General features: G+C 58.8%; 24 protein-coding genes. 14 read left to right on the top strand and 10 right to left on the bottom strand.

Going from position 1 to position 22,951, the window contains the following annotated elements:
* Nucleotides 1–185: 185 nt before the first annotated feature.
* The 4 genes from ASD54_RS19605 (at nucleotide 186) to ASD54_RS19590 (ending at nucleotide 4,271) form a co-directional block, all read left to right on the top strand.
* Nucleotides 186–956, top strand: coding sequence for a DeoR/GlpR family DNA-binding transcription regulator (locus ASD54_RS19605; protein WP_062556226.1), 771 nt, complete (start codon nucleotides 186–188; stop codon nucleotides 954–956).
* Nucleotides 957–978: 22 nt separating this feature from the next.
* Nucleotides 979–2,172 carry an MFS transporter gene (locus tag ASD54_RS19600; RefSeq protein WP_062556225.1) on the top strand — a complete coding sequence of 398 codons (1,194 nt, stop codon included), beginning with the start codon at nucleotides 979–981 and terminating at the stop codon, nucleotides 2,170–2,172.
* Between the two features lie 94 nt (nucleotides 2,173–2,266).
* The gene (gene ispG / locus ASD54_RS19595; RefSeq protein ID WP_062556309.1) at nucleotides 2,267–3,517 is read left to right on the top strand and encodes a flavodoxin-dependent (E)-4-hydroxy-3-methylbut-2-enyl-diphosphate synthase; all 1,251 of its coding nucleotides are present in this window, start codon (nucleotides 2,267–2,269) and stop codon (nucleotides 3,515–3,517) included.
* 88 nt (nucleotides 3,518–3,605) lie between these two features.
* Entirely contained in the window at nucleotides 3,606–4,271 is a 666-nt protein-coding gene (locus ASD54_RS19590; protein ID WP_062556224.1) for an OmpA family protein, read from the top strand.
* Between the two features lie 66 nt (nucleotides 4,272–4,337).
* On the opposite strand, the gene ASD54_RS19585 is transcribed toward ASD54_RS19590, so the two are convergent.
* Nucleotides 4,338–4,979, bottom strand: a complete 642-nt coding sequence (locus tag ASD54_RS19585; protein ID WP_062556223.1) for a LysE family translocator — start codon at nucleotides 4,977–4,979, stop codon at nucleotides 4,338–4,340.
* Nucleotides 4,980–5,081: 102 nt separating this feature from the next.
* Nucleotides 5,082–5,990, bottom strand: a complete 909-nt coding sequence (locus tag ASD54_RS19580; protein ID WP_062556308.1) for a polyprenyl synthetase family protein — start codon at nucleotides 5,988–5,990, stop codon at nucleotides 5,082–5,084.
* Nucleotides 5,991–6,186: 196 nt separating this feature from the next.
* On the opposite strand from ASD54_RS19580, the gene mtgA reads away from it, so the two are divergent.
* From mtgA to rpmF, 3 genes are all read left to right on the top strand, one after another.
* Nucleotides 6,187–6,888: a monofunctional biosynthetic peptidoglycan transglycosylase gene (gene mtgA, locus ASD54_RS19575; protein WP_062556307.1), complete on the top strand. Its 702-nt coding sequence runs from the start codon at nucleotides 6,187–6,189 to the stop codon at nucleotides 6,886–6,888.
* A gap of 72 nt (nucleotides 6,889–6,960) precedes the next feature.
* Nucleotides 6,961–7,608, top strand: coding sequence for a glutathione S-transferase family protein (locus ASD54_RS19570; protein WP_062556222.1), 648 nt, complete (start codon nucleotides 6,961–6,963; stop codon nucleotides 7,606–7,608).
* A 163-nt stretch (nucleotides 7,609–7,771) separates the two neighbouring features.
* Nucleotides 7,772–7,957 carry a 50S ribosomal protein L32 gene (rpmF, locus tag ASD54_RS19565; RefSeq protein WP_062556221.1) on the top strand — a complete coding sequence of 62 codons (186 nt, stop codon included), beginning with the start codon at nucleotides 7,772–7,774 and terminating at the stop codon, nucleotides 7,955–7,957.
* 129 nt (nucleotides 7,958–8,086) lie between these two features.
* On the opposite strand, the gene ASD54_RS19560 is transcribed toward rpmF, so the two are convergent.
* Both ASD54_RS19560 and phaR read right to left on the bottom strand, forming a co-directional pair.
* The gene (locus ASD54_RS19560; protein WP_062556306.1) at nucleotides 8,087–8,323 is read right to left on the bottom strand and encodes a DUF378 domain-containing protein; all 237 of its coding nucleotides are present in this window, start codon (nucleotides 8,321–8,323) and stop codon (nucleotides 8,087–8,089) included.
* 173 nt (nucleotides 8,324–8,496) lie between these two features.
* On the bottom strand, nucleotides 8,497–9,087 hold the full coding sequence (phaR, locus tag ASD54_RS19555) for a polyhydroxyalkanoate synthesis repressor PhaR (protein WP_062556220.1): 591 nt from the start codon (nucleotides 9,085–9,087) through the stop codon (nucleotides 8,497–8,499).
* Between the two features lie 251 nt (nucleotides 9,088–9,338).
* Here phaR and ASD54_RS19550 point away from each other — a divergent pair, with 251 nt between their 5' ends.
* Complete coding sequence (locus ASD54_RS19550) at nucleotides 9,339–10,520, top strand: acetyl-CoA C-acetyltransferase (protein WP_062556219.1); 1,182 nt, start codon at nucleotides 9,339–9,341, stop codon at nucleotides 10,518–10,520.
* A gap of 151 nt (nucleotides 10,521–10,671) precedes the next feature.
* Nucleotides 10,672–11,397 (top strand): beta-ketoacyl-ACP reductase, encoded by a 726-nt coding sequence (locus ASD54_RS19545; protein WP_062556305.1) that lies wholly within the window; start codon nucleotides 10,672–10,674, stop codon nucleotides 11,395–11,397.
* A 66-nt stretch (nucleotides 11,398–11,463) separates the two neighbouring features.
* Here the strand turns inward: ASD54_RS19545 and ASD54_RS19540 are convergent, their stop codons facing one another.
* Both ASD54_RS19540 and ASD54_RS26260 read right to left on the bottom strand, forming a co-directional pair.
* Nucleotides 11,464–11,718: a glycine zipper domain-containing protein gene (locus tag ASD54_RS19540; RefSeq protein WP_062556218.1), complete on the bottom strand. Its 255-nt coding sequence runs from the start codon at nucleotides 11,716–11,718 to the stop codon at nucleotides 11,464–11,466.
* A gap of 40 nt (nucleotides 11,719–11,758) precedes the next feature.
* Nucleotides 11,759–11,914 (bottom strand): DUF3309 family protein, encoded by a 156-nt coding sequence (locus ASD54_RS26260; protein ID WP_082547286.1) that lies wholly within the window; start codon nucleotides 11,912–11,914, stop codon nucleotides 11,759–11,761.
* Between the two features lie 323 nt (nucleotides 11,915–12,237).
* Between ASD54_RS26260 and ASD54_RS19535 the strand changes: the two genes are divergently transcribed.
* The 5 genes from ASD54_RS19535 to ASD54_RS19515 all read left to right on the top strand — a co-directional run bounded on the left by ASD54_RS19535 (nucleotide 12,238) and on the right by ASD54_RS19515 (nucleotide 18,292).
* Nucleotides 12,238–15,258, top strand: coding sequence for a helicase-related protein (locus ASD54_RS19535; protein ID WP_062556217.1), 3,021 nt, complete (start codon nucleotides 12,238–12,240; stop codon nucleotides 15,256–15,258).
* Between the two features lies 1 nt (nucleotide 15,259).
* The gene (locus ASD54_RS19530; RefSeq protein ID WP_062556216.1) at nucleotides 15,260–15,598 is read left to right on the top strand and encodes an RNA-binding S4 domain-containing protein; all 339 of its coding nucleotides are present in this window, start codon (nucleotides 15,260–15,262) and stop codon (nucleotides 15,596–15,598) included.
* Nucleotides 15,599–15,865: 267 nt separating this feature from the next.
* Nucleotides 15,866–16,204, top strand: a complete 339-nt coding sequence (gene fdxA, locus ASD54_RS19525) for a ferredoxin FdxA (RefSeq protein ID WP_062556215.1) — start codon at nucleotides 15,866–15,868, stop codon at nucleotides 16,202–16,204.
* A gap of 368 nt (nucleotides 16,205–16,572) precedes the next feature.
* Nucleotides 16,573–17,142 carry a CarD family transcriptional regulator gene (locus ASD54_RS19520; protein WP_062556214.1) on the top strand — a complete coding sequence of 190 codons (570 nt, stop codon included), beginning with the start codon at nucleotides 16,573–16,575 and terminating at the stop codon, nucleotides 17,140–17,142.
* A 286-nt stretch (nucleotides 17,143–17,428) separates the two neighbouring features.
* Nucleotides 17,429–18,292, top strand: coding sequence for an RNA polymerase factor sigma-32 (locus ASD54_RS19515; RefSeq protein ID WP_062556213.1), 864 nt, complete (start codon nucleotides 17,429–17,431; stop codon nucleotides 18,290–18,292).
* Nucleotides 18,293–18,371: 79 nt separating this feature from the next.
* Here the strand turns inward: ASD54_RS19515 and ASD54_RS19510 are convergent, their stop codons facing one another.
* The 4 genes from ASD54_RS19510 to ASD54_RS19495 form a co-directional block, all read right to left on the bottom strand.
* Nucleotides 18,372–19,373 (bottom strand): PDR/VanB family oxidoreductase, encoded by a 1,002-nt coding sequence (locus ASD54_RS19510; protein WP_062556212.1) that lies wholly within the window; start codon nucleotides 19,371–19,373, stop codon nucleotides 18,372–18,374.
* 26 nt (nucleotides 19,374–19,399) lie between these two features.
* On the bottom strand, nucleotides 19,400–20,137 hold the full coding sequence (locus ASD54_RS19505; protein ID WP_062556211.1) for a GntR family transcriptional regulator: 738 nt from the start codon (nucleotides 20,135–20,137) through the stop codon (nucleotides 19,400–19,402).
* An 8-nt stretch (nucleotides 20,138–20,145) separates the two neighbouring features.
* Nucleotides 20,146–21,195, bottom strand: a complete 1,050-nt coding sequence (locus ASD54_RS19500; protein WP_062556210.1) for an aromatic ring-hydroxylating dioxygenase subunit alpha — start codon at nucleotides 21,193–21,195, stop codon at nucleotides 20,146–20,148.
* A 136-nt stretch (nucleotides 21,196–21,331) separates the two neighbouring features.
* Nucleotides 21,332–22,771, bottom strand: a complete 1,440-nt coding sequence (locus ASD54_RS19495) for a M48 family metalloprotease (protein ID WP_156379308.1) — start codon at nucleotides 22,769–22,771, stop codon at nucleotides 21,332–21,334.
* Nucleotides 22,772–22,951 lie beyond the last annotated feature (180 nt).

Here is a 22,951-nt window from a genome sequence, read left to right as displayed (position 1 = left end):
TCCCACAAAGGCGCGGCCAAGGCTGGGTCCAAAACTGCTGAAGGACATAGGGGCCGCGGAATATTTTTCCATTAGAATATGATTTTGCTGCATGCTGATTCGTCCCCCACGGCAAATGTACTTGCAGCTTCCCTTATTCTTGTTTATGCCTGTTTTTGCCGATTCATGCACGATTGATTATTTGAATGAACGAACTGATGTTACCGGAGAGGCAACAACGCATCCGCGACCGTCTTTCGGTTGACGGACGCGTCATCGCCGCCAGTCTCGCCGCCGAGTTCGGTGTTTCGGAAGATACGATCAGACGCGATCTCCGAGACATGGCTGCGGCCGGTCTCTGCGAGCGTGTTTACGGCGGAGCCCTGCCAGTCGCGAATTGCCTGACCAGCCTTGCTCAGCGATCCGCTCAGGACAAGCCCCGCAAACAGCGTCTTGCGCGCACTCTTCTCAGTTCAATGCAGGCCCGTTCCGTCGTTTTCCTGGATGCCGGGAGCACGAACCTCGCACTTGCCGAACTGATCCCGGAGGCATTCGAGCTCACCATCATAACCAATGCTGCTGCGATTGCCCTTGCATTGGCCGAGAAACCTTCTGTCGAAACCATCCTGATCGGAGGTAAGTTCGATCGCATGGTGGGCGGGGCTGTCGGGGCCGAGGCCGTGGAACAGTTAAGGCACTTTACCCCTGATCTCTGCGTGATCGGCACCTGCGGCTTCAGTCGATCCGGAATTCTTTCCGTATACGGCCATGAAGATGCTGCTTTCAAAAGAGCTGCGGTAAGCCAGGCAAAAGAGACCGCAGTGGCTGTGACAACTGAAAAAATAGGCGTTTCCGCCCCCTTCCAGATTGCCGAACCTGGTCGATATCACCGTCTCATCGTGGAAGAGGGGCTCGATGCCGATAGCCTCTTCGCTGCCCGTCAGCATGGGTGCCAGATCCAGTTTGCGCGAACCTGATCGTCTAGAGAGTGAGCAATCAATGAACAACGCAGCATCTTCATCGCTTGCCTCCGGGCCTGCACCGGTCGTCACGCGCGAGCGTGCTGCCGTGGCGCTGATGTTTCTGATGAACGGGTTTCTGGTGGGTGCCTGGGCACCGAAGATTCCCGAATTCGCCAGCCGCCTTGCCTTGAGCGAAAGTGCACTCGGCCTGATGATCCTGACCTTCGGTCTAGGCTCCATCACCATGATGCCGGTGGCAGGCATGCAGATTGCGCGCTTCGGTTCGGCCTGGGTCACGCGGATCACTGCGGTGCTGGTCGTTCCAACCCTGCTTCTCCTGACGGCGGTCGGATCGGTCTGGACGGCGGCCGTTGCCATCTTCCTCTTCGGAGGATTGATCGGCGCCATGGACGTGGCGATGAACGCCAATGCCGTTGCGACGGAAAAGCACATGCGCCGCTCCATCATGTCATCCTGCCATGCTTTCTGGAGCCTTGGCGGCCTGATCGGTGCCAGCACCGGCGGCATTCTCATTGCCAGTGTCGGTGCGTTTGGTCACGCAGCAATTGCAACGCTGGCAGCGGCGGCGATGGTGGCAGTTGCCTGGCCGATGATGCTGGCAGACAAGCCTCACGCTGAAGAGGCGAAGGAGAAGATACGCCTGCCGATGACGCCGCTGCCCTGGTTGATCGGCCTGGTGGCGCTGTTCTCCATGGTGCCAGAGGGCGCGGTGCTGGATTGGGGTGCGCTCTATCTGCGCAATGAACTGGGTGCCTCCGTGCAGCTTTCCGGCTTTGCCTATGCAGCTTTCTCGCTGACCATGGCCGTGATGCGCTTTGCCGGAGACATCGTGCGTGACCGTCTGGGCGCTGTCCGAACATTGCGGATCTGCACTGTGATTGCCATGATCGGCTTGCTGATTGCAGGCTTTGCGCCGAATGCCACATTGGTCATCATCGGTTTCGCCTTCGCCGGTATCGGCATTTCCAACATGGTGCCGATCGCCTTTTCCGCCGCTGGAAACCTGCCGGGCATGGCGCAGGGCATTGGTCTTTCCGTTGTCACAACCATGGGCTATTCCGGCATTCTCGTCGCGCCCTCGCTGATCGGCTTCATTGCCGAGCATGTGGGCCTAGGGACGATCTTCGCGGCACTGCCCGCGCTGCATATCGTGGTTCTTGTGCTCTCGGGTCTTGCGCGGCATGCCGACCGACCTGCCGGCTCACAGTGAATGGGAAGGGCCAGCGAGGGAATGTGATCTGGCGCAGGTGTTGACAAGCCCCCGCGCATGATCCACCTGAGGGGCACTTTTTCTGATTAAGGTGATCTCCATGTCGTCCGCTTATGATCCGAAACCACGCCGCGCCTCCGTCGCCGTTGATGTGGGCGGCGTCATCGTCGGGGGCGGTGCGCCCGTCGTTGTTCAGTCGATGACGAACACGGATACGGCGGATGTGGATTCCACCGTCGCGCAGGTGGCCGCGCTGTTTCAGGCGGGCTCCGAGATCGTTCGCATTACCGTGGACCGTGATGAAAGTGCTGCGGCAGTCCCGAAGATCCGCGAGCGCCTGCTGCGCCTTGGCATGGATGTGCCGCTGGTGGGAGACTTCCACTATATTGGCCACAAGCTCCTGAGCGATCATCCGGCCTGCGCGGAAGCGCTTGCGAAATATCGCATCAATCCCGGCAATGTCGGCTTCAAGGACAAGAAGGACAAGCAGTTCGCAGATATCATCGAGATGGCGATCCGCTACGACAAGCCGGTGCGTATCGGCGTCAACTGGGGTTCTCTTGACCAGGATCTGCTAACACGCTTGATGGACGAGAACCAAGCGCAGGGCTCGCCACTTTCAGCGCGCGAAGTCATGCATGAGGCCATCTGCCAGTCGGCGCTCTTGTCTGCGCAGCTGGCGGAAGAGATCGGCCTGCCACGCAATCGCATCATCCTCTCGGCCAAGGTCAGTCAGGTACAGGATCTGATCGCGGTTTATGGCATGCTGGCGGAACGTTCGGACCATGCTTTGCATCTTGGCCTGACCGAGGCAGGCATGGGCACAAAGGGTATCGTCGCTTCCTCCGCCGCCATGGGTTACGTGTTGCAGCACGGTATCGGCGATACGATCCGTGTGTCGCTGACCCCTGAGCCGAATGGCGACCGTACGCGCGAGGTGCAGGTTGCGCAGGAGCTGTTGCAGGTTATGGGCTTTCGCCAGTTCGTGCCGGTCGTTGCCGCCTGTCCCGGCTGCGGGCGCACCACTTCGACGGTGTTTCAGGAACTTGCCCAGAAAATTCAGGATGATATCCGCAAGAACATGCCGGTCTGGCGCGAGAAGTATCCGGGCGTAGAAGGTCTTAACGTTGCGGTCATGGGCTGCATCGTCAATGGTCCGGGCGAAAGCAAGCATGCCGATATCGGCATTTCGCTTCCCGGTACAGGTGAAACTCCTGCCGCACCTGTTTTCATCGACGGGCAAAAGGCGCTGACGCTGCGTGGCCCGAACATTGCCGCTGAATTCGAAGCCCTCGTCATCGATTACATCGAGAAGCGGTTCGGTCACAAAACAGCGGCGGAATGAATTTCTAGCAGGATGGCGGGACCTCCTCGCTCTTGCCGCAATTCATGGTAAAGGAATCGCCTCCATCACGACGGGGACGGACGATTCCATGCTCAAGAAAATCATCATTGTCGCCACCTGCGCGACCTATCTTTCCGCCTGCACGACGACTGATCCCTATACGGGCCAACAGAAGGTTTCCAATACGGCGGGTGGCGCTGCCATCGGTGCGGGCCTCGGCGCGCTTGCCGGTCTGGCCGTTGGGAATTCGCCGGTCGGCCGCCGCAATGCGGCGCTCATCGGGGCGGGCGTCGGTGCGCTCGCAGGCGGCGCTATCGGCAATTACATGGACCAGCAGGAATCGGAACTGCGCGCCCAGTTGCAGGGAACCGGTATTTCCGTAACCCGCGTCGGCGATCGCATCATTCTGAATATGCCGTCTAACATCACCTTCCCGACGGATCAGGATCAGGTTCTGCCGGGCTTCTACCAGACGCTCGATTCGGTCGCGCTTGTGCTGAACAAGTTCAATCGTACGCTGATCGATGTCAACGGCCATACGGATTCCACCGGAAGTGCAGCCCACAATCAGGAGCTCTCCGAGCGCCGCGCGGCATCCGTCGCCAATTATCTCGGTGGGCGGGGTGTGGATCAGCGCCGCATGTCAACGCTTGGTTTCGGTCCATCCCAGCCGGTTGCCTCCAACGCAACACCCAATGGCCGAGCGCAGAATCGCCGCGTCGAAATCCAGATCGCGCCGATCACGCAGGGCTGATCATCGGATCAAGCGTATACAGACAAGGCGTCGCGCCAAGCGGCGCCTTTTTCATATTGAACCTCTTCAGAGCGCGCTCGAAATCATCTTTACGCCAGCCGCGCCGAAGAAGAGTGCCATCAGCGCGTCAAGCGGGCGCCGCGCATTGCGATAGAGGTTGACGGCCCGCCGCGTTGAAAACAGCAAGGCATAGGTCATGAAGACGGTTATGCCAGTCAGCAGGCAGCCGCAGACCACGATTGCGACGGAGATGGCCGATGCGCCGGGAGGAAGCCCGAGCGAGATCGTTGCCAGCCAGCCAAAGATCGCCTTCGGATTGGTGAGGTGAATGGCATAGCCGGTCAGATAGACCCGCCACAGGCTCTTTTGACGCACAGGAGTGGTCAGATCTTCCCCGGATGGAGCCCGCCTCAGGCTTCTTGCTGCTTTGAAGGCGAGGTAAAGCATGTAGAGCCCGCCGACGATCTTGAGAAGTTGCAGGATTTCGCCATAGCGAGTCAGAACCGCCGCAAGACCCAGTGCTGCCGCCATTGCCCAGGTGAATGAGCCCGTGAAAATGCCGAGTGCGATCACGATGCCGCGTTTGCGGCCCTCATTCATCGCGGTTCCCATGATTGCCAGATTGGCGGGGCCGGGGGTTATGACTGCCACGAGGTAAAGGCTGTAGGCCGCCATCAATTGCGGCCAGTGCTGAAAAAGTTCTGACATGCGGCTATCCCGGCTTCGTTTGGCCAAGAATGCACAGGCAGGCCGCTGCAAGTCACGTGACAAGTTTTGAAGACTTGGATCACCGAATGTGATGGGAGAGGGTCAACTCTTCCTGTTTGCGACGAAACGTGCCGTGGCCACCAGAACCTGCGCCTTCTCGCCATAAGGCTGCAGAAGCTCGACGGCTTCCGTCACCAACTGGTCGAGTCGTCTTTCGGCCCAATCGAGGCCGTTGCGCGAAACGAGGGTAGCCTTGCCCCGGTCAGCATCCTTGCCCGTTGCCTTGCCCATCGTAGCGGCATCGGAGGTCACGTCCAGCACGTCGTCCGCGATCTGGAAGGCGAGGCCTATGATCTCTCCAAAGCGGCGCAGGCGCTTGCGATCGTCCTCAGAGGCGCCGGCAATGATGGCTCCGGCTTCACAGGCAAAGCGCAGCAGAGCGCCTGTCTTCATGGCCTGGAGCGTGATGACGCCATCCTCATCCGGTGCAGCGGTCTCTGCCGCAAGGTCCAGTGCCTGTCCGCCTGCCATGCCCCCAAGACCGGCGGCACGCGAAAGCGCCAGGACAAGCTCCACCTTGCGGTCCGCTGCGAGCTTCGTTGCGGGCGCGGTGATGATATCGAACGCATAGGTCAGAAGGCTGTCACCGGCCAGAATGGCTGTCGCTTCGTCAAACGCCTTGTGAACAGTCGGCTGGCCCCGGCGCAGGTCATCGTCATCCATGGCGGGAAGATCGTCATGGATCAGGGAATAGCTGTGCAGGCATTCAAGAGCCGCACCGACGCGCGAAGCAGCCTCCGGATCGCCGCCAAACAACAGCGCGCTTTCCTGCACGAGAAAGGGCCGAAGCCGCTTGCCGCCATTCAGCGTGCCGTGGCGCATCGCCGCCAGCAGATGGTTCGGGCGGACAATCTCATCGTCGCGAACCGTGCTGTCGAGCAGGTCCGAGAGCAGACGTTCCATATCGGCCGCGCGTTGGCGCAAGTGATCTTCGAAAAGGGTGCTATCCAAGGTCTTCATGGCGGTTCCTTGGCATGAGCGGCGGGCGGAGGCAACGAAGTTTTGCGAAAAGCCTTGAGTAAGCGGCACTGCCACTCGCTTTCGATGCACGGTGCCGGTATGAACACAACAGGAATGGCTAAAACGAGTAGGGATGTTGGACGTTTCCTCCGACCAGCAGCAATCCGAAGAGGACGAGGCACCGCCCATGGCGAGCCCAAAGCCCGACTGGCGGATCAGGGAAAGGCTGCTGCTTGCCGCCAAGATCGTGGGTGCATTTCTTCTGCTGCCTTATGTGCTGGTTCTGCTCTACGCGCTCCCATTCGTGCGCCCTGTTTCAACCTTGATGCTGGCCGATCTTGCCCTGTTCAGAGGCTACGACCGGCAGTGGGTGTCGTTCGAAGATATTTCTCCAACGCTGGTGCGTTCGGTCATGATGTCCGAGGACGGGCAGTTCTGCGCCCATGGCGGCGTCGATTGGGTTCAGATGCGCGGGGTCGTTCAGGATGCGCTGGAGGGCGAGGCGACGCGTGGCGCAAGCACCATTCCCATGCAGACGGCAAAGAACCTGTTCCTCTGGAATGGCCGAAGCTTCGTTCGAAAGGGGCTGGAACTGCCTCTTGCCATGTGGGCCGATCTCGTCTGGTCGAAGCGACGCATGATGGAAATCTATCTCAACGTTGCCGAATGGGGCCCTGGCATCTACGGGATCGAGGCGGCCTCGCGACACTATTTCAAGGTGCCTGCCGCCAAGTTGACCCGGCGACAGGCTGGTCTCCTGGCTGTTGCGCTTCCCAATCCAATCACCCGGGTTGCCAGCAAGCCCGGGCGAGGGATGCAGCGGCTTGCCGGGGTTATCGAAAGGCGTGCGCAAGCAGCGGGTGGCTACATAAGCTGCCTTTATGGCTGACCTCACAAAAATGCGTTGGAGCCCGGCAAGCCATGCCTGTAGGTTCGCTGGAAACGAGCAGAGGGTGGATCGATGGACGGGCTGGTACTTTATATCGCGAACAAGAATTATTCTTCCTGGTCCCTTCGTCCCTGGATGGCCATGAAGGCCGCGAATGTTCCGTTCGAAGAGGTGTTGACCCAGTTCGACGATAGCGGCGGCAATCCCAAGTTCCGCGAATTCTCGCCGACCGGCAGGGTGCCGGTGCTGAAACACGGCAGCCTGCATATCTGGGAGTCGCTGGCCATCATCGAGTATGTGGCCGAGCTTTATCCGGAGGCTGGCGTCTGGCCTTATGATCCTGCCGATCGCGCATTGGCCCGCTCTATTTCCATGGAGATGCTTTCCGGCTTTCGTGCCCTGCGTGGCGCCTGCCCCATGAACATGCGTCGCGAGAAGAGGGCTATCGACCTGCCGGATGGTGTGGCAGGCGATGTGGCGCGGATCACCGAGATCTGGAAAACGATGCGGCACCGCTCCGGCGGGCCATTCCTGTTCGGTGCCTTCAGTGGCGCGGATGCGATGTTTGCGCCGGTGATAAACCGGCTGGATGTCTATGATATAGCGGTTGACGACGACACCAGATCCTATATGGCTGCCATGCAGGCGCATCCGGCATGGATCGAATGGAAGGAGGCGGCCTTGGCCGAACCCTGGATCGTTCCGGCGGATGAAGCCTGATTTGCCTCCCGGGTCTGAATTGACTCGAAAAAATCCCTGTGGGGACTGGTCAAAGCCTGTTCCGGCATGTATAAGCGCCGCAAATTTCCGAGATCGAAGCTAGTCTTTCACGGTCGATACCGGCCGCAGACTGAGTTTTGCACGCCTATTTGGAGTAACGAGAATGGCAGTACCGAAGAGAAAAGTGAGCCCGTCCAAGCGCGGTATGCGCCGTTCGGCTGACGCCCTGAAGAACCCGACCTATGTCGAAGACAAGAACTCCGGCGAACTGCGTCGTCCGCACCATATCGACCTGAAGACCGGTATGTATCGTGGTCGCCAGGTTCTGACGCCGAAGGAAAGCGCATAAGCGTTTTTCATCGTCTTGATGCTGAAAGGCTGGCGTTTCGCCGGCCTTTTCTGTCTTTGGTGGTCTGAAACAGAAAAGGGCCGGTATGTATCCGACCCTTCCTGATTATGCTGGCTGATCGGTTGTTGATCAGTGGCGAATTGTATTTGCCTGGGCAGCGGTTTCGCCCACATTCATTGCGCGGACGAAAGGTCTCAACTGCCACAGAGCTGACAGGCCCACGAGAACATAGACTATTCTGGAAAGAAGGGCTTGCTGCCCACCGAAGAGAGCCGCGACGAGATCGAAGTTGGCCAAGCCGACAAGTAGCCAGTTGACACCGCCGATGATGATGAGAAGCAGGGTGATCAGGTTGATGGCACGCATGATTTTCTCCTTGAGGGACGGTGTGCTAACCGGATCAAGCTGCTGGAGTTCCTCATGAAAGCGATCGGTTGCAGACACGGAAACGTTACATTTCCGTCCAATGCTCGCTTGAAACAGTTCGGGAGCGATGAGGCTCCCGTTCGCCAGTCTGGTTGGTTTCGTGCCGCTTTGGCTCACGAGCCGAAGCTGTCCAGCCGGTTCTGCAAGCTGCGCAACTGCTCTTTCAGATCGTCTATGTCGCGTGGGTCGGCGCTCTTCTTCGCGGCCTCCGGCGTGGCCTGCGGTGTTGCACCAAAGGGCGAGAACATTTGCATGGCCTGACGGAACATTTCCGTATTTCGCCGCACCTGCTCTTCCATCAATTGCATAGGCGCCTGCAGGTTCTTTGTGAGTGGCGTTTCGCCGAAGGCGCGCGTCATCTGTTCGCGCATTTGCGTCTGCTGGTCGGCGAAGGTCTTCATCGAGTGCTCGAGGAAGGTGGGCACCACCATCTGCATCTGGTCACCGTAATAGGAGATCAGCTGGCGCAGGAATGAAATCGGCAACAGGGTATTTCCGGTTTTCGATTCCTGCTCGAAGATAATCTGCGTCAGGACGGAATGGGTGATATCTTCGCCGCTCTTGGCGTCCTGTACCGTGAAGTCCTCGCCGCGCTTGACCATCTGCGCAAGATCTTCCAGCGTCACGTAAGTGCTGGTGCCTGTATTATAGAGCCGGCGGTTGGCATATTTTTTTATGACAACGTCACCATCCGTCTTGGCCATATTTATCTCCTGATCCCGTCAATATGGAATTTTGTATTTCGCTCCCGCAGTAACACTACGCTTAAATAAACCATGCTGACAACGGATTTGTGCGATGCGAGAGCTGTGGATGATTCGCCCCTCAGGTTGAATCCCGGCATGCAAAGTTTTGACAGGTGCCATGTGAAATCCGCCGAAGGTTGCCTTTGACTTGTGGCTCAAGCTTTGCCAGTCTTCACTTCAACCAATCAGGGATTTTCGGAGGAACACCCATGAGTCAGCCATCCATCGTTATTGCGTCTGCGGCCCGCACTGCCGTCGGTTCATTCAACGGGTCTTTCGCCAACACACCTGCCCATGAGCTGGGTGCCGCCGCCATCAAGGCAGCGCTGGAACGCGCCAAGGTTGAAGCGTCTGAAGTCGATGAAGTCATTCTTGGACAGATCCTGACCGCTGGCGAGGGACAGAATCCGGCCCGTCAGGCGGCGATGAAGGCGGGCATTCCGCAGGAAAAGACGGCCTGGGGCATGAACCAGCTCTGCGGCTCGGGTCTGCGCGCCGTCGCGCTTGGCATGCAGCAGATCGCTTCAGGCGACGCCCGCATCATCGTGGCGGGTGGTCAGGAATCGATGTCCATGGCGCCGCATTGCGCGCATCTGCGCAACGGCACCAAGATGGGCGACATGAAAATGATCGATACCATGATCAAGGACGGCCTGACGGACGCCTTCTACGGCTATCACATGGGTATCACGGCCGAGAACGTGGCACGTCAGTGGCAGCTTTCTCGCGACGAGCAGGATCAATTCGCACTGGCTTCCCAGAACAAGGCGGAAGCTGCGCAGAAGGCTGGTCGTTTTGTCGACGAAATCACGCCCTTCGTAGTCAAGGGACGGAAGGGTGACGTGACGGTCGATGCGGATGAATATATCCGCGCTGGCGCCACGCTGGAAAGCATGACCAAGCTGCGACCGGCCTTCGACAAGGAAGGAACGGTGACCGCTGGTAATGCCTCCGGTATCAATGACGGGGCAGCCGTCGCGCTTCTGATGAGCGAGGAAGAAGCTGTGCGCCGCGGTATCGTGCCTATGGCTCGTATCGTATCCTGGGCAACGGCGGGCGTCGATCCGCAGATCATGGGAACAGGGCCAATTCCCGCTTCCCGCCGCGCGCTGGAGAAGGCGGGCTGGTCAGTCAAGGATCTGGATCTCGTCGAGGCAAACGAAGCCTTCGCCGCGCAGGCCTGCGCCGTCAACAAGGACATGGGCTGGGATCCTTCGATCGTGAACGTGAACGGCGGTGCGATCGCCATCGGCCATCCGGTGGGTGCTTCCGGCGCGCGTGTCATGAACACGCTTCTGTTTGAAATGAAGCGGCGCGGCGCCAAGAAGGGTCTTGCGACGCTTTGCATCGGCGGCGGCATGGGCGTTGCCATGTGCTTCGAGGCCATGTGATGACTGGATTTCCGGCCACATAGAAGGGCCGGCGTGTGAAAAATGAAGCGCGTTGTCGCCTTGGCGATGCGCTTCAGAATTTGTGTCGCATGCCGTCATCGTATTTGAGCTGAACACAAATGCGCGGCATGCCTTTTCGGGGGGAAACTTCATGTCGAGAGTAGCATTGGTATCGGGCGGAACACGGGGCATCGGCTCTGCAATCGCCCTGGCGTTGAAGACAGCGGGCTACAAGGTTGCGGCGAATTATGCCGGCAACGAAGAAAAAGCGAATGCATTCCGTGATGTGACCGGCATTCCCGTTTTCAAATGGGACGTTTCATCCTACGAGGCGTGCGTGGACGGCATCGCGCGGGTAGAAGCGGAACTCGGCCCGGTTGAAGTGCTCGTCAACAATGCCGGCATCACACGTGACGCCATGTTCCACAAAATGAGCCCGGCTCAATGGAATGAAGTCATCAACACCAATCTGACCGGTCTCTTCAACATGACGCATCCGGTCTGGTCCGGCATGCGGGACCGCAGTTTCGGCCGCATCATCAATATTTCATCCATCAATGGCCAGAAGGGCCAGATGGGACAGGCGAACTATTCCGCTGCCAAGGCGGGTGACCTCGGCTTCACCAAGGCGCTGGCGCAGGAAGGTGCTGCGAAAAACATCACCGTCAACGCAATCTGCCCGGGCTATATCGCGACTGAAATGGTCATGGCGGTTCCGGAAAAGGTGATGAATGAGCGCATTCTGCCGCAGATCCCGGTCGGGCGTCTTGGCCAGCCGGAGGAGATCGCGCGCTGCGTGGTGTTCCTCGCTTCCGATGAGGCGGGCTATATCACCGGCTCGACGATCTCTGCCAATGGTGGACAGTATTTTGCGTGAGTGATGAGACGAAAAAGGCCGGGGCTTTCGCTCCGACCTTTTTCATGCGTTCCGATGGACCGGAACTTAGCGGCAACGCGCCTCGTAGTTGCGGCCATAACGGTCACGATAGATGCAGTAGCCGCGACGTTCCTGCGACTGGCCGATGGCTGCGCCAACCAGACCGCCACCGACTGCGCCAACGGCTGCACCGCCCCAGCTATTCGTCACGGCACCGCCGATGACTGCACCGGTGCCGGCACCAATAGCCGTTCCGCGTTCTGTTGCCGTGCAGGATGCAAGCATGCCGATCAATGCTGCGGCGGTAAGAATCTTTTTCATGTCCTGGTTCCTTCCCTGTTAAACCTTGAGACGTTCTTGATTAGATCCTGCCCATCAGGAGCAGGATGATGATGATGAGTACGACAAGGCCCAACCCACCCGATGGACCATAGCCCCAATTGCGGCTGTGGCCCCAGTTTGGCAGGGCACCGATCAAGAGAAGGATCAAGATCACAAGAAGAATAGTGCCGAGCATTTTTGGCCTCCGATACTGAAATGCGGGCGACGGATCGTCGTGCGGCGGTAACGGCTTGGCTCACTTTTGGTTCCAGGCTTCCTTCACGATTCGGACGCTTGGTTCAATTGCCTGTGTGCTCCAACTCTTGCAGGCTGATGACGATTGGATCAGGAAAAGCCGAGGCCATGGCTCGTACTTGTTCATGCCGACTGACGATTAATTTGTCTTCTGAGGCATTTCTGCTTGCCATTCGCGGACGCAGTCGCCATGTGTGGTCCGACCGCCCGCGAAGGTGGTGACAGTAATTGTGCGGATGACAGGCTTTGAATTCACAAGCCCCCATGATCTTGAGCGGTCGCGGTGTAACTGCGGTCCTCGGCCCGACGAACACCGGCAAGACGCATTATGCGATCGAGCGAATGGTGGCGCATGGCTCCGGGGTCATTGGGCTTCCTCTTCGGCTTCTCGCACGTGAGGTCTATACAAGGCTGGTCGAGAAAGTCGGACCGACCCATGTGGCGCTTGTCACGGGCGAAGAAAAGATCACCCCGCCCAATGCCCGCTTTTCCGTCTGCACCGTTGAGGCCATGCCGCGCGAGACGAAGTCCGCCTTTGTAGCCATCGATGAAGTGCAGCTTGCAGGCGATCTGGAGCGTGGTCACATCTTCACCGACCGCATCCTGCACTTGCGGGGACGGGAAGAGACTCTGCTGCTGGGCGCCGGCACCATGCGGCCAATCCTGGAGCGGCTACTTCCTGGGCTGACGGTGATCGAGCGACCGCGCCTTTCGCAGCTGTTTTATGCCGGGCAAAAGAAAATCACCCGCCTGCCGCAACGCTCTGCCATTGTCGCGTTCTCCGCCGACGAGGTTTATGCGATCGCGGAACTCATTCGTCGTCAGCGTGGTGGCGCCGCCGTCGTTCTGGGTGCGCTGAGCCCCCGGACTCGCAACGCGCAGGTGGGGCTCTACCAGTCCGGTGATGTGGAGTATCTGGTTGCAACCGATGCGATCGGCATGGGCCTCAATCTCGATGTCGATCATGTGGCCTTCGCGCAGGATCGCAAGTTCGACGGCTATCAGTTTCGCAATCTCAATCCCGGAGAACTCGGGCAGATTGCCGGACGTGCGGGCCGACATCTGAGGGATGGCACGTTTGGTGTGACGGGACAGGTCCAGCCGTTCGATGATGAGTTGGTCGAGCGAATCGAGACCCACCAGTTCGATCCCGTGAAGGTTCTGCAATGGCGTTCCAAGGCGCTCGATTTCTCGTCCTTGAGAGATCTGCGAGCAAGTCTTGATGTGGCACCCGTCATCCAGGGGTTGACGCGTGCGCTTCCGGCAACGGACAGCCAGGCGCTGGACTATCTGTCGCGATATCCGGAGGTCATTGATATGGCCACAAACCCGGAACGCGTCGAGAAATTGTGGGATGCCTGTGCGCTCCCGGACTACCGAAGAATTACGCCTGCCCAGCATGCGGACCTGATTTCGACGATTTTTTCGGATCTGGTGCGAATCGGCTGGGTGAACGAAGATTTCATGGCCGAACAGGTGCAGCGCGCCGACCGGACGGATGGCGAGATCGATACGCTTTCCGCGCGAATCGCACAGATTCGGACGTGGACTTATGTATCCAACCGGCCGGGGTGGCTTGCGCATCCGACACACTGGCAAGAAAAGACTCGGGAAATCGAGGACAGGTTGTCGGACGCGCTGCATGAAAGGTTGACGAAACGCTTTGTTGATCGCAGGACATCTGTGCTCATGAAGCGCCTGAGAGAGAATGCGATGCTGGAAGCTGAAATCAGTGTGAATGGAGATGTCTTCGTAGAGGGACATCACGTCGGTCAACTCGCCGGTTTCCGGTTTACCCCGATAGCGGGTACCGAGGGGCCAGATGCGAAAGCTGTGCAGGGGGCAGCCCAGAAGGCGCTGGCGCTCGAATTCGAGGCGCGCGCCGCGCGTCTCTACGCGTGCGGCAATGGCGATCTGGCGCTCGGATCTGACGGCTTCGTTCGCTGGCTGGGCGAGCCGGTCGCAAAGCTCGCGGCTGGCGACCACATCATGCATCCGCGCCTCATCCTGCTCTCCGACGAGCAGTTGACTGGTAATGCGCGTGATCATGTGGCGGCGCGTCTTGAGCGCTTCGTCAACCATCACATTGCAACAGTGCTGAAGCCGCTGGACGATCTGTCTCGCGCCGAAGACCTCCAGGGTCTGGCTAAGGGTCTGGCGTTTCAGCTGGTCGAGAACCTCGGTCTGATGTTCCGTCGGGATGTGGCCGATGAGGTCAAGTCGCTGGATCAGGATGCGCGCGCTTCGATGCGCCGCTATGGCATCCGCTTCGGTGCCTACCATATCTTCATGCCGCTCCTGCTGAAGCCGGCACCGGCAGAACTCATCACGCTCCTCTGGGCGTTGAAGAACGACGGTCTGGACAAGCCGGGTTATGGCGATCTGATCCCGGCACTGGCGGCGGGCCGCACCTCTGTTGTCACGGATCCGTCCTTCGAGCGGAGCTTCTACAAGCTTGCGGGCTTCCGCTTCCTGGGCAAGCGTGCCGTGCGCGTCGATATCCTTGAGCGTCTGGCCGATCTCATTCGTCCGCTCCTGCAATGGAAGCCGGGTTCCAGCGCGCGTCCTGACGGCGCCTACGACGGACGTCGTTTTGTCACGACAACCGCCATGCTTTCCATTCTGGGCGCGACGCCTGATGACATGGAAGAAATTCTCAAAGGTCTGGGCTATCGCGCCGACGCGGTGAGCGCTGAAGAAGCGCAAGCCTTCCTGGCCAGCCAGCAGCCTACATCAGTCGCGCCAGTCTCTGATGCGGCTGAAACCACTGATTCAGGGGATGATGCAGATCCAGCGCCGCAGGAACAGGCTGGCGAAATGCCTGTCGCACCTGAAGTTGCTGCCGAAGCGACTGCAGGTGAGCCTGCCGTAGCCGAAGAGCCGAAGCCTGTCCTCCTTTGGCGTCCCGGCGGCGGCCGTGCGGAAAATCAGCGTGGCGGACAGTGTCCGCAAGGCGAACGCCGTGCGCCGAACAATGCGCCTCGTCAGGGTGAAGGTCGTCGCGACAATCGTGACAACCGCGAAAGAGGTGAGCGCACCGAGCAGGGCGGACGTCCGAACCGGGACGGCGGCTCCAATCGTGATGGTGGTCGCCCTAATCATCGTGGCGATCGGCAGGACGGTCGTCCTGACCGCGGCCGGGGCGACCGTCCCGAGCGTGGAGATCGCGGCAAAGCGCCGCAGCCAGCCCGCTTCGAGGCCAAGCCTCCGCGCAAGGAGAAGCCGATTGATCCGGATTCACCTTTCGCAAAGCTCGCTGCCCTGAAAGAGCAGATGAAGAAGTAAGATGACGGGAGAGCCACTTGGAGAGCAGCGTCAGCGCATCGACAAGTGGCTTTTCTTTGCCCGGCTTGTGAAGTCCAGAGCGCTGGCCCAGGCTCTCGTGGAAGGCGGGTTCGTCTCGGTCAACGGCCAGGTGATCACACTGCCGAGCCGCATGATCCGTTGCGGGGATCGTATCGATCTTGCCCTTGAGAGCGGTGACAAACGGCTCGTGATGCGGGCTCCTGGCGAGCGCCGCGGTCCTTATCCGGAAGCATCCCGACTGTACGAGGATGTTTCCGAGCCACAGGCAAGGCTTTCGGCCTTCGAACGCGCTCAGCGAATGGTTCGCCCCCTGAAATAAATTCCCCTGTCATTCACCGGTTTTGGCGGATGAAATTGCGCGATTGGTGACACTGCTTCGAACTTTGTTTCGCGCTTCGCAGAGGTGCAACAAACTGGCTCGACGGACGTTTGGAAGCATTCTCTTTTGCCTTGCGAATGGCGCGCAAAGCCTTTAGGGACAAGGCAAGCGGGCTTTAGCGTTTCGCGGATCAAGCGGATACCTGTTGAAGCCCTTTGCTGTCTCTTTCCGACGGTGCCTGAACACTGGATTTTGCTGGAGTGCCTCATGACGTATGTCGTGACTGATAACTGTATCCGTTGCAAGTATACCGATTGCGTCGAAGTCTGCCCGGTAGATTGCTTCTATGAGGGCGAAAACTTCCTGGTAATCCATCCGGATGAGTGCATCGATTGCGGTGTCTGTGAACCGGAATGTCCAGCAGAGGCCATCAAGCCCGACACGGAGCCGGGTCTCGACAAGTGGCTCAAGGTCAATGCCGAATATGCCCAGGTCTGGCCCAACATCACTGTGAAGCGTGATGCCATGCCGGAAGCCAAGGAAATGGACGGCGTGCAAAACAAGTTCGAGCAGTACTTCTCGGAAGAGCCGGGCAAGGGCGACTGAGCAGCCGACGGATCATCCATTTAATCTCTGCTTAAGTATTAGGCAGGGACGAATCGTTGCAAGCTTGCGACTGCGAAAGCAAATCATTGATTCACGCCCATAATTGTGGTAGACAATAGAAACTGTTCCACAAAGCGGCATTCGCGTGCCCAAAAACATCACGAAAGCAAAAGATCACCCGCCGCGGTTTCCGTGACATACCACATGTGTGAATGTCTTGGTCGCAGATCGCGGAAGGGAATTGTTTTCGCGCGCGTTTGGCGGATCAGTATGGAGTCACCCGACGGTTCCCCCGTCTCATCCGGGCCTGACAGACCCGGCCCCGGCACATGGACAGCCGGGTGCGTAACAGGGAGTTTGTTAAACGAATGACGACCCAGCAGAAAAAATCTTCAGCGCGCCACGGATTCAAGACCGGTGAAGCCATCGTCTATCCGGCGCACGGAGTGGGTACTATCACGGCGATCGAGGAACAGGAAGTTGCTGGCATGAAGCTGGAGCTTTTTGTGATCGATTTTGAAAAGGACAAGATGCGCTTGAAAGTTCCAGTCGCCAAGGCTGTGAGCATCGGCATGCGCAAGCTGTCCGAGAACGATTTCGTCGAACGCGCTCTCAAGGTCGTTCAAGGCAAGGCTCGTGTGAAGCGCACCATGTGGTCACGCCGCGCGCAGGAATATGATGCGAAGATCAACTCTGGCGATCTGATTTCCATCGCAGAAGTGGTGCGTGATCTCTATCGTGCTGAGAATCAGCCTGAGCAGTCGTATTCCGAACGCCAGCTTTACGAAGCTGCATTGGACCGGATGGCTCGCGAAATTGCTGCCGTCAACAAGATGTCGGACACGGAAGCTGTCCGCTTGGTCGAGACCAATCTTGCCAAAAGCCCAAAGCGTGGCAAGGCCATCGATGAAGACGATGCGCAGGAAGAAGCGGCGTAAGCGCTTCTTAAGAAACATCTTAAAAAACCCGGCGGCAGCCGGGTTTTTTATTGGAACCATATTTTCCCTGAAGCGTTAACCCGCCGGAACGGCGAAGAGTGCTGTCTTGCAAATCTCTTCGCCATGGAAACCGTGGAGCGAGGCCTTGGCCGATCTTCCGCCGACCGAGCCGGGGATTCGAACGCATGAACTGCCGATTTTTGTTGAAGCGCAGTGATCCAAGGCCGGGGGCCAGGGAGTACTCAGCTACGCCATTTTCCAATCATTCAGTTTCAGGGAGAGCGCTATGAACGCCATGTCCGCAGATCGCAACATGATCAAGATCGCCATGTCGGCACCCTACCTCGCCCGTGAAGAGGAGCGCGATCTGGCTGTCCGATGGAAAGACGATCAAGACCAGGATGCTCGCAATCAGATTGCTCTGGCCCACATGCGCCTCGTCATCGCCATGGCTTCCAAGTTCCGCGGTTTTGGTTTGCCAATGAGCGATCTCGTTCAAGAAGGCTATGTAGGGCTGCTGGAAGCGGCGGCAAGGTTTGAGCCTGCGCGCGATGTACGATTTTCGACCTATGCGAGTTGGTGGATCCGCGCTTCGATGCAGGATTACATTCTGCGCAACTGGTCTATCGTTCGTGGCGGGACCAGTTCAGCGCAGAAGGCGCTGTTCTTCAATCTACGCCGTCTGCGCGCGAAGCTCGCACGTGGCGACAGCAACCTGACGGCTCAAGCTATTCATGAGGAGATTGCGACGGCACTGGGCGTCAGCCTGGCTGACGTTCAGACTATGGACGCCCGCCTCTCCAGCAATGATGCGTCCTTGCAGGCTCCGTCGATCTCGGGCGACGCCGATAGCGCTGAGCGACTGGATATGCTGGAAAGTGCCGAGCCGCTTCCGGATGAACAGGTTTCCGGCATGATCGATGGTGAGCGCCGGATGCGCTGGCTGCAGGGCGCCTTGACGAAGTTGAACGACCGGGAGAAGAAAATCATTCGTGCCCGGCGTCTGACGGATGATGGTGCGACGCTGGAGGCGCTTGGTGCAGAACTGGGAATTTCCAAGGAGCGTGTGCGCCAGATCGAAAGCCGCGCAATCGAAAAGCTGAAATCAGCGTTGGTCTCGATCAACCCGCAGATGGCGGCCGCCTGCTAAAGCGGTGGCGATCGTTCGGATTCGCTCCTGACGCTTTAAGGCAGAGCGGCGCGCGCTGCTCCAAGCCCGCCTGTGCGATTTACGCACAGGCGTGTGTTGTCTTAACGCCGCCGTCCTTGCGGTAACCGGTGTCAATCGTAATCGTGCCGCCAACGGCTCGCGAAACGCAGGCGCATATTTTCGCTTCCTCACGTCGTTCTTCCGCAGAAAAGAAGACATCGCGATGATCAAGCGGGGCGGATGCTTCCAGGACGGTGATGGCGCAAAGGCCGCATTCGCCGCGGCGACAGTCGTAAATCATGTCGATGCCGGCTTCCATCAGCGCATCCAGCATCGTCTGGTCTGCCCGCACTTCGATGCTTTTCTCGCGATGTGGCACGTTCACATGAAAGGCTTGCTCCGCAAAGCGGCCGCTATCCCCAAACACCTCGAAACGCAGCCGGCTCATTGGTCTGCCGCTTTCACGCCATAAGTTTCGCGCTGTCTCAAGCAGACCGTGGGGACCACAGATATATGCTTCTCCATCCGGCGGCAGGGCAGCAAATTCGCTGGCGAGATCGAAGGCCTGTCCGTCCTCTTGACTGAAGGTCTCGATACGGTCTCCCAGAATGGTTCGGAGTTCATCGGCGAAGGCCATCTGGTCTCTGCTTCTGGCGCCATAAATCAGGCGAACCGACTGGCCACGCGTTGCGAGAGCCTTTGCCATTCCGTAGATCGGTGTGATGCCGATGCCGCCAGCGACCAGCAGGTAATGCGAGGCTCGCCACGAAAGCTCGAACCGATTTTCCGGCTCGGTCATTTCGGTCTCGTCACCGGGCTTGAGCCCCCAGACAAAGGCTGAGCCTCCGCGGCTATTGGGGTGCAGTTTCACGGCAATTTTCAGAGTACCGGGTTCACTCGGTAGAACCGTATAGGTGCGGATGGCTGGCTCGCCATTGATCGACACCTTGATATTGGTGTGCGATCCAGGATCGAAAGACGAACATAAACCATCAACGTCGAAGGTTACAGCGCGCACATCCTCGGCAGGGGTCTCGATGGCAAGCACCCGCGCCGCGCGCCATTCCAGTTTGGAGCGCATCAATTCCTCCTCAAAACAAAACTCTTTCAGCCCGACATCAAGGCCAGAGCCACTACCTTGCGGCGCAGGTCAGGCTGCTCCTCCAGAACGAAATCCAGATTTTGACGCGCAAGCCGGGCATGCTCGCGCGCAATGGCTTCGGCACGAGACCCCTCACGCAGCTCTATCGCTGAAAGCATGGCCTTGTGCTGGGTCTGTGCAACAATGAGCGTGCGGTGAAACGCAGGTACATCCGACTGCGTGTTGACGAAAGCATTCGGGCTGGCGAAGGGCAGGCATGCTATCCGCTCGATTTCCCGCATGAGAACTTCACTGCCGCAGAGGTTCCATAGAAGGCGATGGAAGTCACCGTTCAGGACTTCATAACGCTCGAAATCCACGTCATGAGCACCAACCTGCATCACGAGGTCGAGTTGGCGAACAACCTCGTGCATCGCTCTCAGGGGACTTGCCGGTGCGCCCCTCTCTGCGGCCAGCCGCGCTGCAGTTCCCTCCAGCACGCCGCGAAGTTCGATCGCATCGAAGACCTCCTGCCTGCTAAAGGATCGCACCGCATAGCCGCCGGACGGGATCAGGCAGACCAGACCTTCCTGTTCAAGTCGCTGCAGGGCGCTGCGCAACGGAGTGCGCGAGACACCGAGACGCTGGGCCAATGCGACTTCCGAGAGGCGCTCGCCTGGTTCCACATCGCCGGTGAGGACGAGATCTCGCAAGGCAAGCAGGGCCTTTGCGCTCTGCTGTTTCGGCTCGCGTTCCGCTTCCATGCCACTCGTCACTCTGCCGCCACGACCTTTGGTCTCGTTTCCTCATCGATCATGCGGTCAATGAGCTTTCGGGCCCACATTGATCCGGCGTCAATGTTGAGATTGTAGAAGCGATGGTCAGGGTTGGCATCGATTGCCTTCTGCTGAGCCTCCAGCACCACCTCATCCTCGCGGAACACGCCCGCAACACCCTCGCGCAGTTCGTGTGTGCGCGCCTGATTGCCGAGATCGTAGTTTCGGGCAAAGGCCCAGAAGTAGAGGCAGGTTTTGTCGGTCGCAGGCGTAATCGTGTTCAGCACGTAACCGTTCACGCCCTTTGAACGATCACCCTGCGGGGCACCGGTGCCGGCTTCGGCTACGCCGACATCAATGGTCACAGTGCAAGGGGCCTCAAAGCGGATGATCTGCCAACGGTCGACCTTGCCGGGGCGTCCATACTGCTTGCGCCAGAAGGGCGGCGGATCGATGTTTTCCATCCAGCGGGTGATGTACGCGAATCGATCGGAGTGGCTCGCGTCGAAGGGTGCCTCAGCCACAGCGCGATTGCCGATCGAAGAGCCGTGCACAAAGGTCTCGTGCGTCAGGTCCATCAGATTGTCGACGACCAGTCGGTAATCGCATTTGACCTCGATCAGCTTTCCGTCTGCGGCCCAGTCCGGATCCTTGTTCCAATGCAGGTCGGGTATGAGGAGAGGATCTGCAAGAGAGGGGTCGCCCGGCCAGATCCAGATGAAGCGGTGCTTTTCGGCAATCGGGTAAGACTTCACGCAGGCTGATGGATTGATGGTGTCCTGAGACGGCATGTATACACAGCGGCCGGTGTCGTCGAATTCCAGGCCGTGATAGCCGCAGACCACATTATCACCTTCCAGCCTGCCCAAGGAGAGCGGCACCAGCCTGTGCCAACAGGCATCGGCAAGCGCGACGGGCGTTCCGTCATTCTTGCGATAGAGGACAACCGGTTTGTTGCAGATGGTGCGTGGCAGAAGTGCCCGCTTCAACTCTACATCATAGGCAGCGGCATACCAGGCGTTCAGCGGGAAAGTTGGTTTTGACATGTGCATCACTCCTCTTAATGAGAAGGTTTGCTCAATGTATACATTCTGTCAAGCGGCTAGTGAAATTTGCAGCGAATTCCCCTTTCGGTCGGACTGAATGGCTCCCTGCTGTATACACAAAGACTGGAGGTGCGGATCAGTCAGAAATGATCTTCAGGCGCTGGCCGGGTGTGATCGACGCGCCTGTGGGCAACGCGTTCAGAACACGAAACAGGTCAAGCTTACGGTCAGTTCCCATCATTCTGGCAGACAGCGTGGTTATCGTGTCGCCCTGTTGAGCCGTCACCACACGAACGCGCAGCGGCTTCAGATCCGCCGCTTCCTGAGGGGTTATCTTGCGAAAGCTGTTGCGGATCGTTTCAGCCGTCGCCTGGAGGGTTGAATTGCCTTTTGGCACCGCTGTCAGGAATCGGAAGATCCGCTTGTCCATGCGGATTACGGTCACATCGAAATCCCACCGTTCCGCAGAGGCTTTCGCATTGGCGGCAGGCAGGCCGTTTACGGTGATGTCTCGAACGGTATTCGGCTGCAGGCCAGCAACCCAGCCGCTTGTCAGATAGTTGGTCAGGCTCTGCGTATCGCTGCCTTCGACGCCATCGAAGCGGATAGCCGTCTCATCCGGTCCGGTTGCCAGTACGGCTTCGGCCTTGTTATCGATCCGGAAGCCTTCCGGCACATCGAAACGTATGCCAAGGCCTGCATGCAGGAAGGTCTCGTTGCGAACATAGCCTTCCTCCGGGCTGTCGCCGTAGAGAAGTCCATCGATGCCGTTGAGGTAGTAATCGCGCCCCTTGTCGCCGACGGTTCCCTCCTGCCCAAAAGCGCGTGCGTGCTGGCGCGCCAGTTCCACGCGTTGCGGCGCGTTGGGGTGACTGGACAGAAAGTCCAGGCTCTGGTCGCTTTCCGGATCTACCGAGGAGAAGCGGGCGTAGGCAGCCATGCTGTCCAGAAAACGTGCTGCGGCATAGGCATCGTAACCGGCCTCACCCAGCATACGCACGCCGATCACATCCGCCTGCAGTTCCTGCTGCCGGGAAAAGGCTGCGAGACGCAGCTTGCCACGGGCAAGAGCCTGCTTGCCGGCCAGATCGCTGGAAAGAACTTCAGCCACGACACGGCTCGCGATGACTTCGGCCTCTTCTCGCTTCTGTCGCTCGATGCCGTGATTGGCGGTCACATGCGCCATTTCATGGCTGAGTACAGCGGCGACCTCCGAGGCGTCATTTGCCAGCGCCAGCAGGCCACGGGTTACATAAAGATAGCCGCCTGGTAGCGCAAACGCATTGATGGCCGGCGAGTTCAGAATGGTTATGCGATACGACTGATTGGGGTTTTCTGATACCGCGGTCAGTGCGCCGGTGATACGCGCAACCAGCCTTTCCGTCTTGGCATCGTGATATTCGCCGCCGTAGCTTGCCAGAATGCGCGGATGTTCGCGTGCCCCCATGGCGGCTCGAGGATCGTTTTTCTGGACCGTATCGACGATCTGCGGGTTGGTGGAGGGTTTCAGATCGGCCTGGTAGCTTTGGTCCAGGATGGACTGGCAGCTCGTCAGAAGCGTCGCTGCGGCAAGCATGGAGACGAGCGCGCGGTATCCGTGCCGCTTCCGGGAGGTGCGGGTTGCTGCAAGTGCCTGTCCGGGGCAGTCTCCCCCGGTGATGCTGGAACCTTCAATCGGAAATATCATGCTTCCAAGCCCGCCATCCGGCGCATCCTGCGACCCTTGCCGCGATCTCCTGCGAATATGCGGATGGCA

This window comes from Rhizobium sp. Root149, from assembly GCF_001427345.1.
Classification (GTDB): domain Bacteria; phylum Pseudomonadota; class Alphaproteobacteria; order Rhizobiales; family Rhizobiaceae; genus Neorhizobium; species Neorhizobium rhizoryzae.
This window is presented reverse-complemented; position numbering and strand designations above follow the sequence as displayed.

Excerpts from the sequence above, each read along its gene's own strand:
- ASD54_RS19605 (WP_062556226.1), top strand. The coding sequence starts at position 186 with ATGAACGAACTGATGTTACCGGAGAGGCAACAACGCATCCGCGACCGT.
- ASD54_RS19600 (WP_062556225.1), top strand. The coding sequence starts at position 979 with ATGAACAACGCAGCATCTTCATCGCTTGCCTCCGGGCCTGCACCGGTC.
- ASD54_RS19590 (WP_062556224.1), top strand. The coding sequence starts at position 3,606 with ATGCTCAAGAAAATCATCATTGTCGCCACCTGCGCGACCTATCTTTCC.
- ASD54_RS19585 (WP_062556223.1), bottom strand. The coding sequence starts at position 4,979 with ATGTCAGAACTTTTTCAGCACTGGCCGCAATTGATGGCGGCCTACAGC.
- mtgA (WP_062556307.1), top strand. The coding sequence starts at position 6,187 with ATGGCGAGCCCAAAGCCCGACTGGCGGATCAGGGAAAGGCTGCTGCTT.
- ASD54_RS19570 (WP_062556222.1), top strand. The coding sequence starts at position 6,961 with ATGGACGGGCTGGTACTTTATATCGCGAACAAGAATTATTCTTCCTGG.
- rpmF (WP_062556221.1), top strand. The coding sequence starts at position 7,772 with ATGGCAGTACCGAAGAGAAAAGTGAGCCCGTCCAAGCGCGGTATGCGC.
- ASD54_RS19560 (WP_062556306.1), bottom strand. The coding sequence starts at position 8,323 with ATGCGTGCCATCAACCTGATCACCCTGCTTCTCATCATCATCGGCGGT.
- phaR (WP_062556220.1), bottom strand. The coding sequence starts at position 9,087 with ATGGCCAAGACGGATGGTGACGTTGTCATAAAAAAATATGCCAACCGC.
- ASD54_RS19550 (WP_062556219.1), top strand. The coding sequence starts at position 9,339 with ATGAGTCAGCCATCCATCGTTATTGCGTCTGCGGCCCGCACTGCCGTC.
- ASD54_RS19545 (WP_062556305.1), top strand. The coding sequence starts at position 10,672 with ATGTCGAGAGTAGCATTGGTATCGGGCGGAACACGGGGCATCGGCTCT.
- ASD54_RS19540 (WP_062556218.1), bottom strand. The coding sequence starts at position 11,718 with ATGAAAAAGATTCTTACCGCCGCAGCATTGATCGGCATGCTTGCATCC.
- ASD54_RS26260 (WP_082547286.1), bottom strand. The coding sequence starts at position 11,914 with ATGCTCGGCACTATTCTTCTTGTGATCTTGATCCTTCTCTTGATCGGT.
- ASD54_RS19535 (WP_062556217.1), top strand. The coding sequence starts at position 12,238 with ATGATCTTGAGCGGTCGCGGTGTAACTGCGGTCCTCGGCCCGACGAAC.
- ASD54_RS19530 (WP_062556216.1), top strand. The coding sequence starts at position 15,260 with ATGACGGGAGAGCCACTTGGAGAGCAGCGTCAGCGCATCGACAAGTGG.
- fdxA (WP_062556215.1), top strand. The coding sequence starts at position 15,866 with ATGACGTATGTCGTGACTGATAACTGTATCCGTTGCAAGTATACCGAT.
- ASD54_RS19520 (WP_062556214.1), top strand. The coding sequence starts at position 16,573 with ATGACGACCCAGCAGAAAAAATCTTCAGCGCGCCACGGATTCAAGACC.
- ASD54_RS19515 (WP_062556213.1), top strand. The coding sequence starts at position 17,429 with ATGAACGCCATGTCCGCAGATCGCAACATGATCAAGATCGCCATGTCG.
- ASD54_RS19510 (WP_062556212.1), bottom strand. The coding sequence starts at position 19,373 with ATGCGCTCCAAACTGGAATGGCGCGCGGCGCGGGTGCTTGCCATCGAG.
- ASD54_RS19505 (WP_062556211.1), bottom strand. The coding sequence starts at position 20,137 with ATGGAAGCGGAACGCGAGCCGAAACAGCAGAGCGCAAAGGCCCTGCTT.
- ASD54_RS19500 (WP_062556210.1), bottom strand. The coding sequence starts at position 21,195 with ATGTCAAAACCAACTTTCCCGCTGAACGCCTGGTATGCCGCTGCCTAT.
- ASD54_RS19495 (WP_156379308.1), bottom strand. The coding sequence starts at position 22,771 with ATGCTTGCCGCAGCGACGCTTCTGACGAGCTGCCAGTCCATCCTGGAC.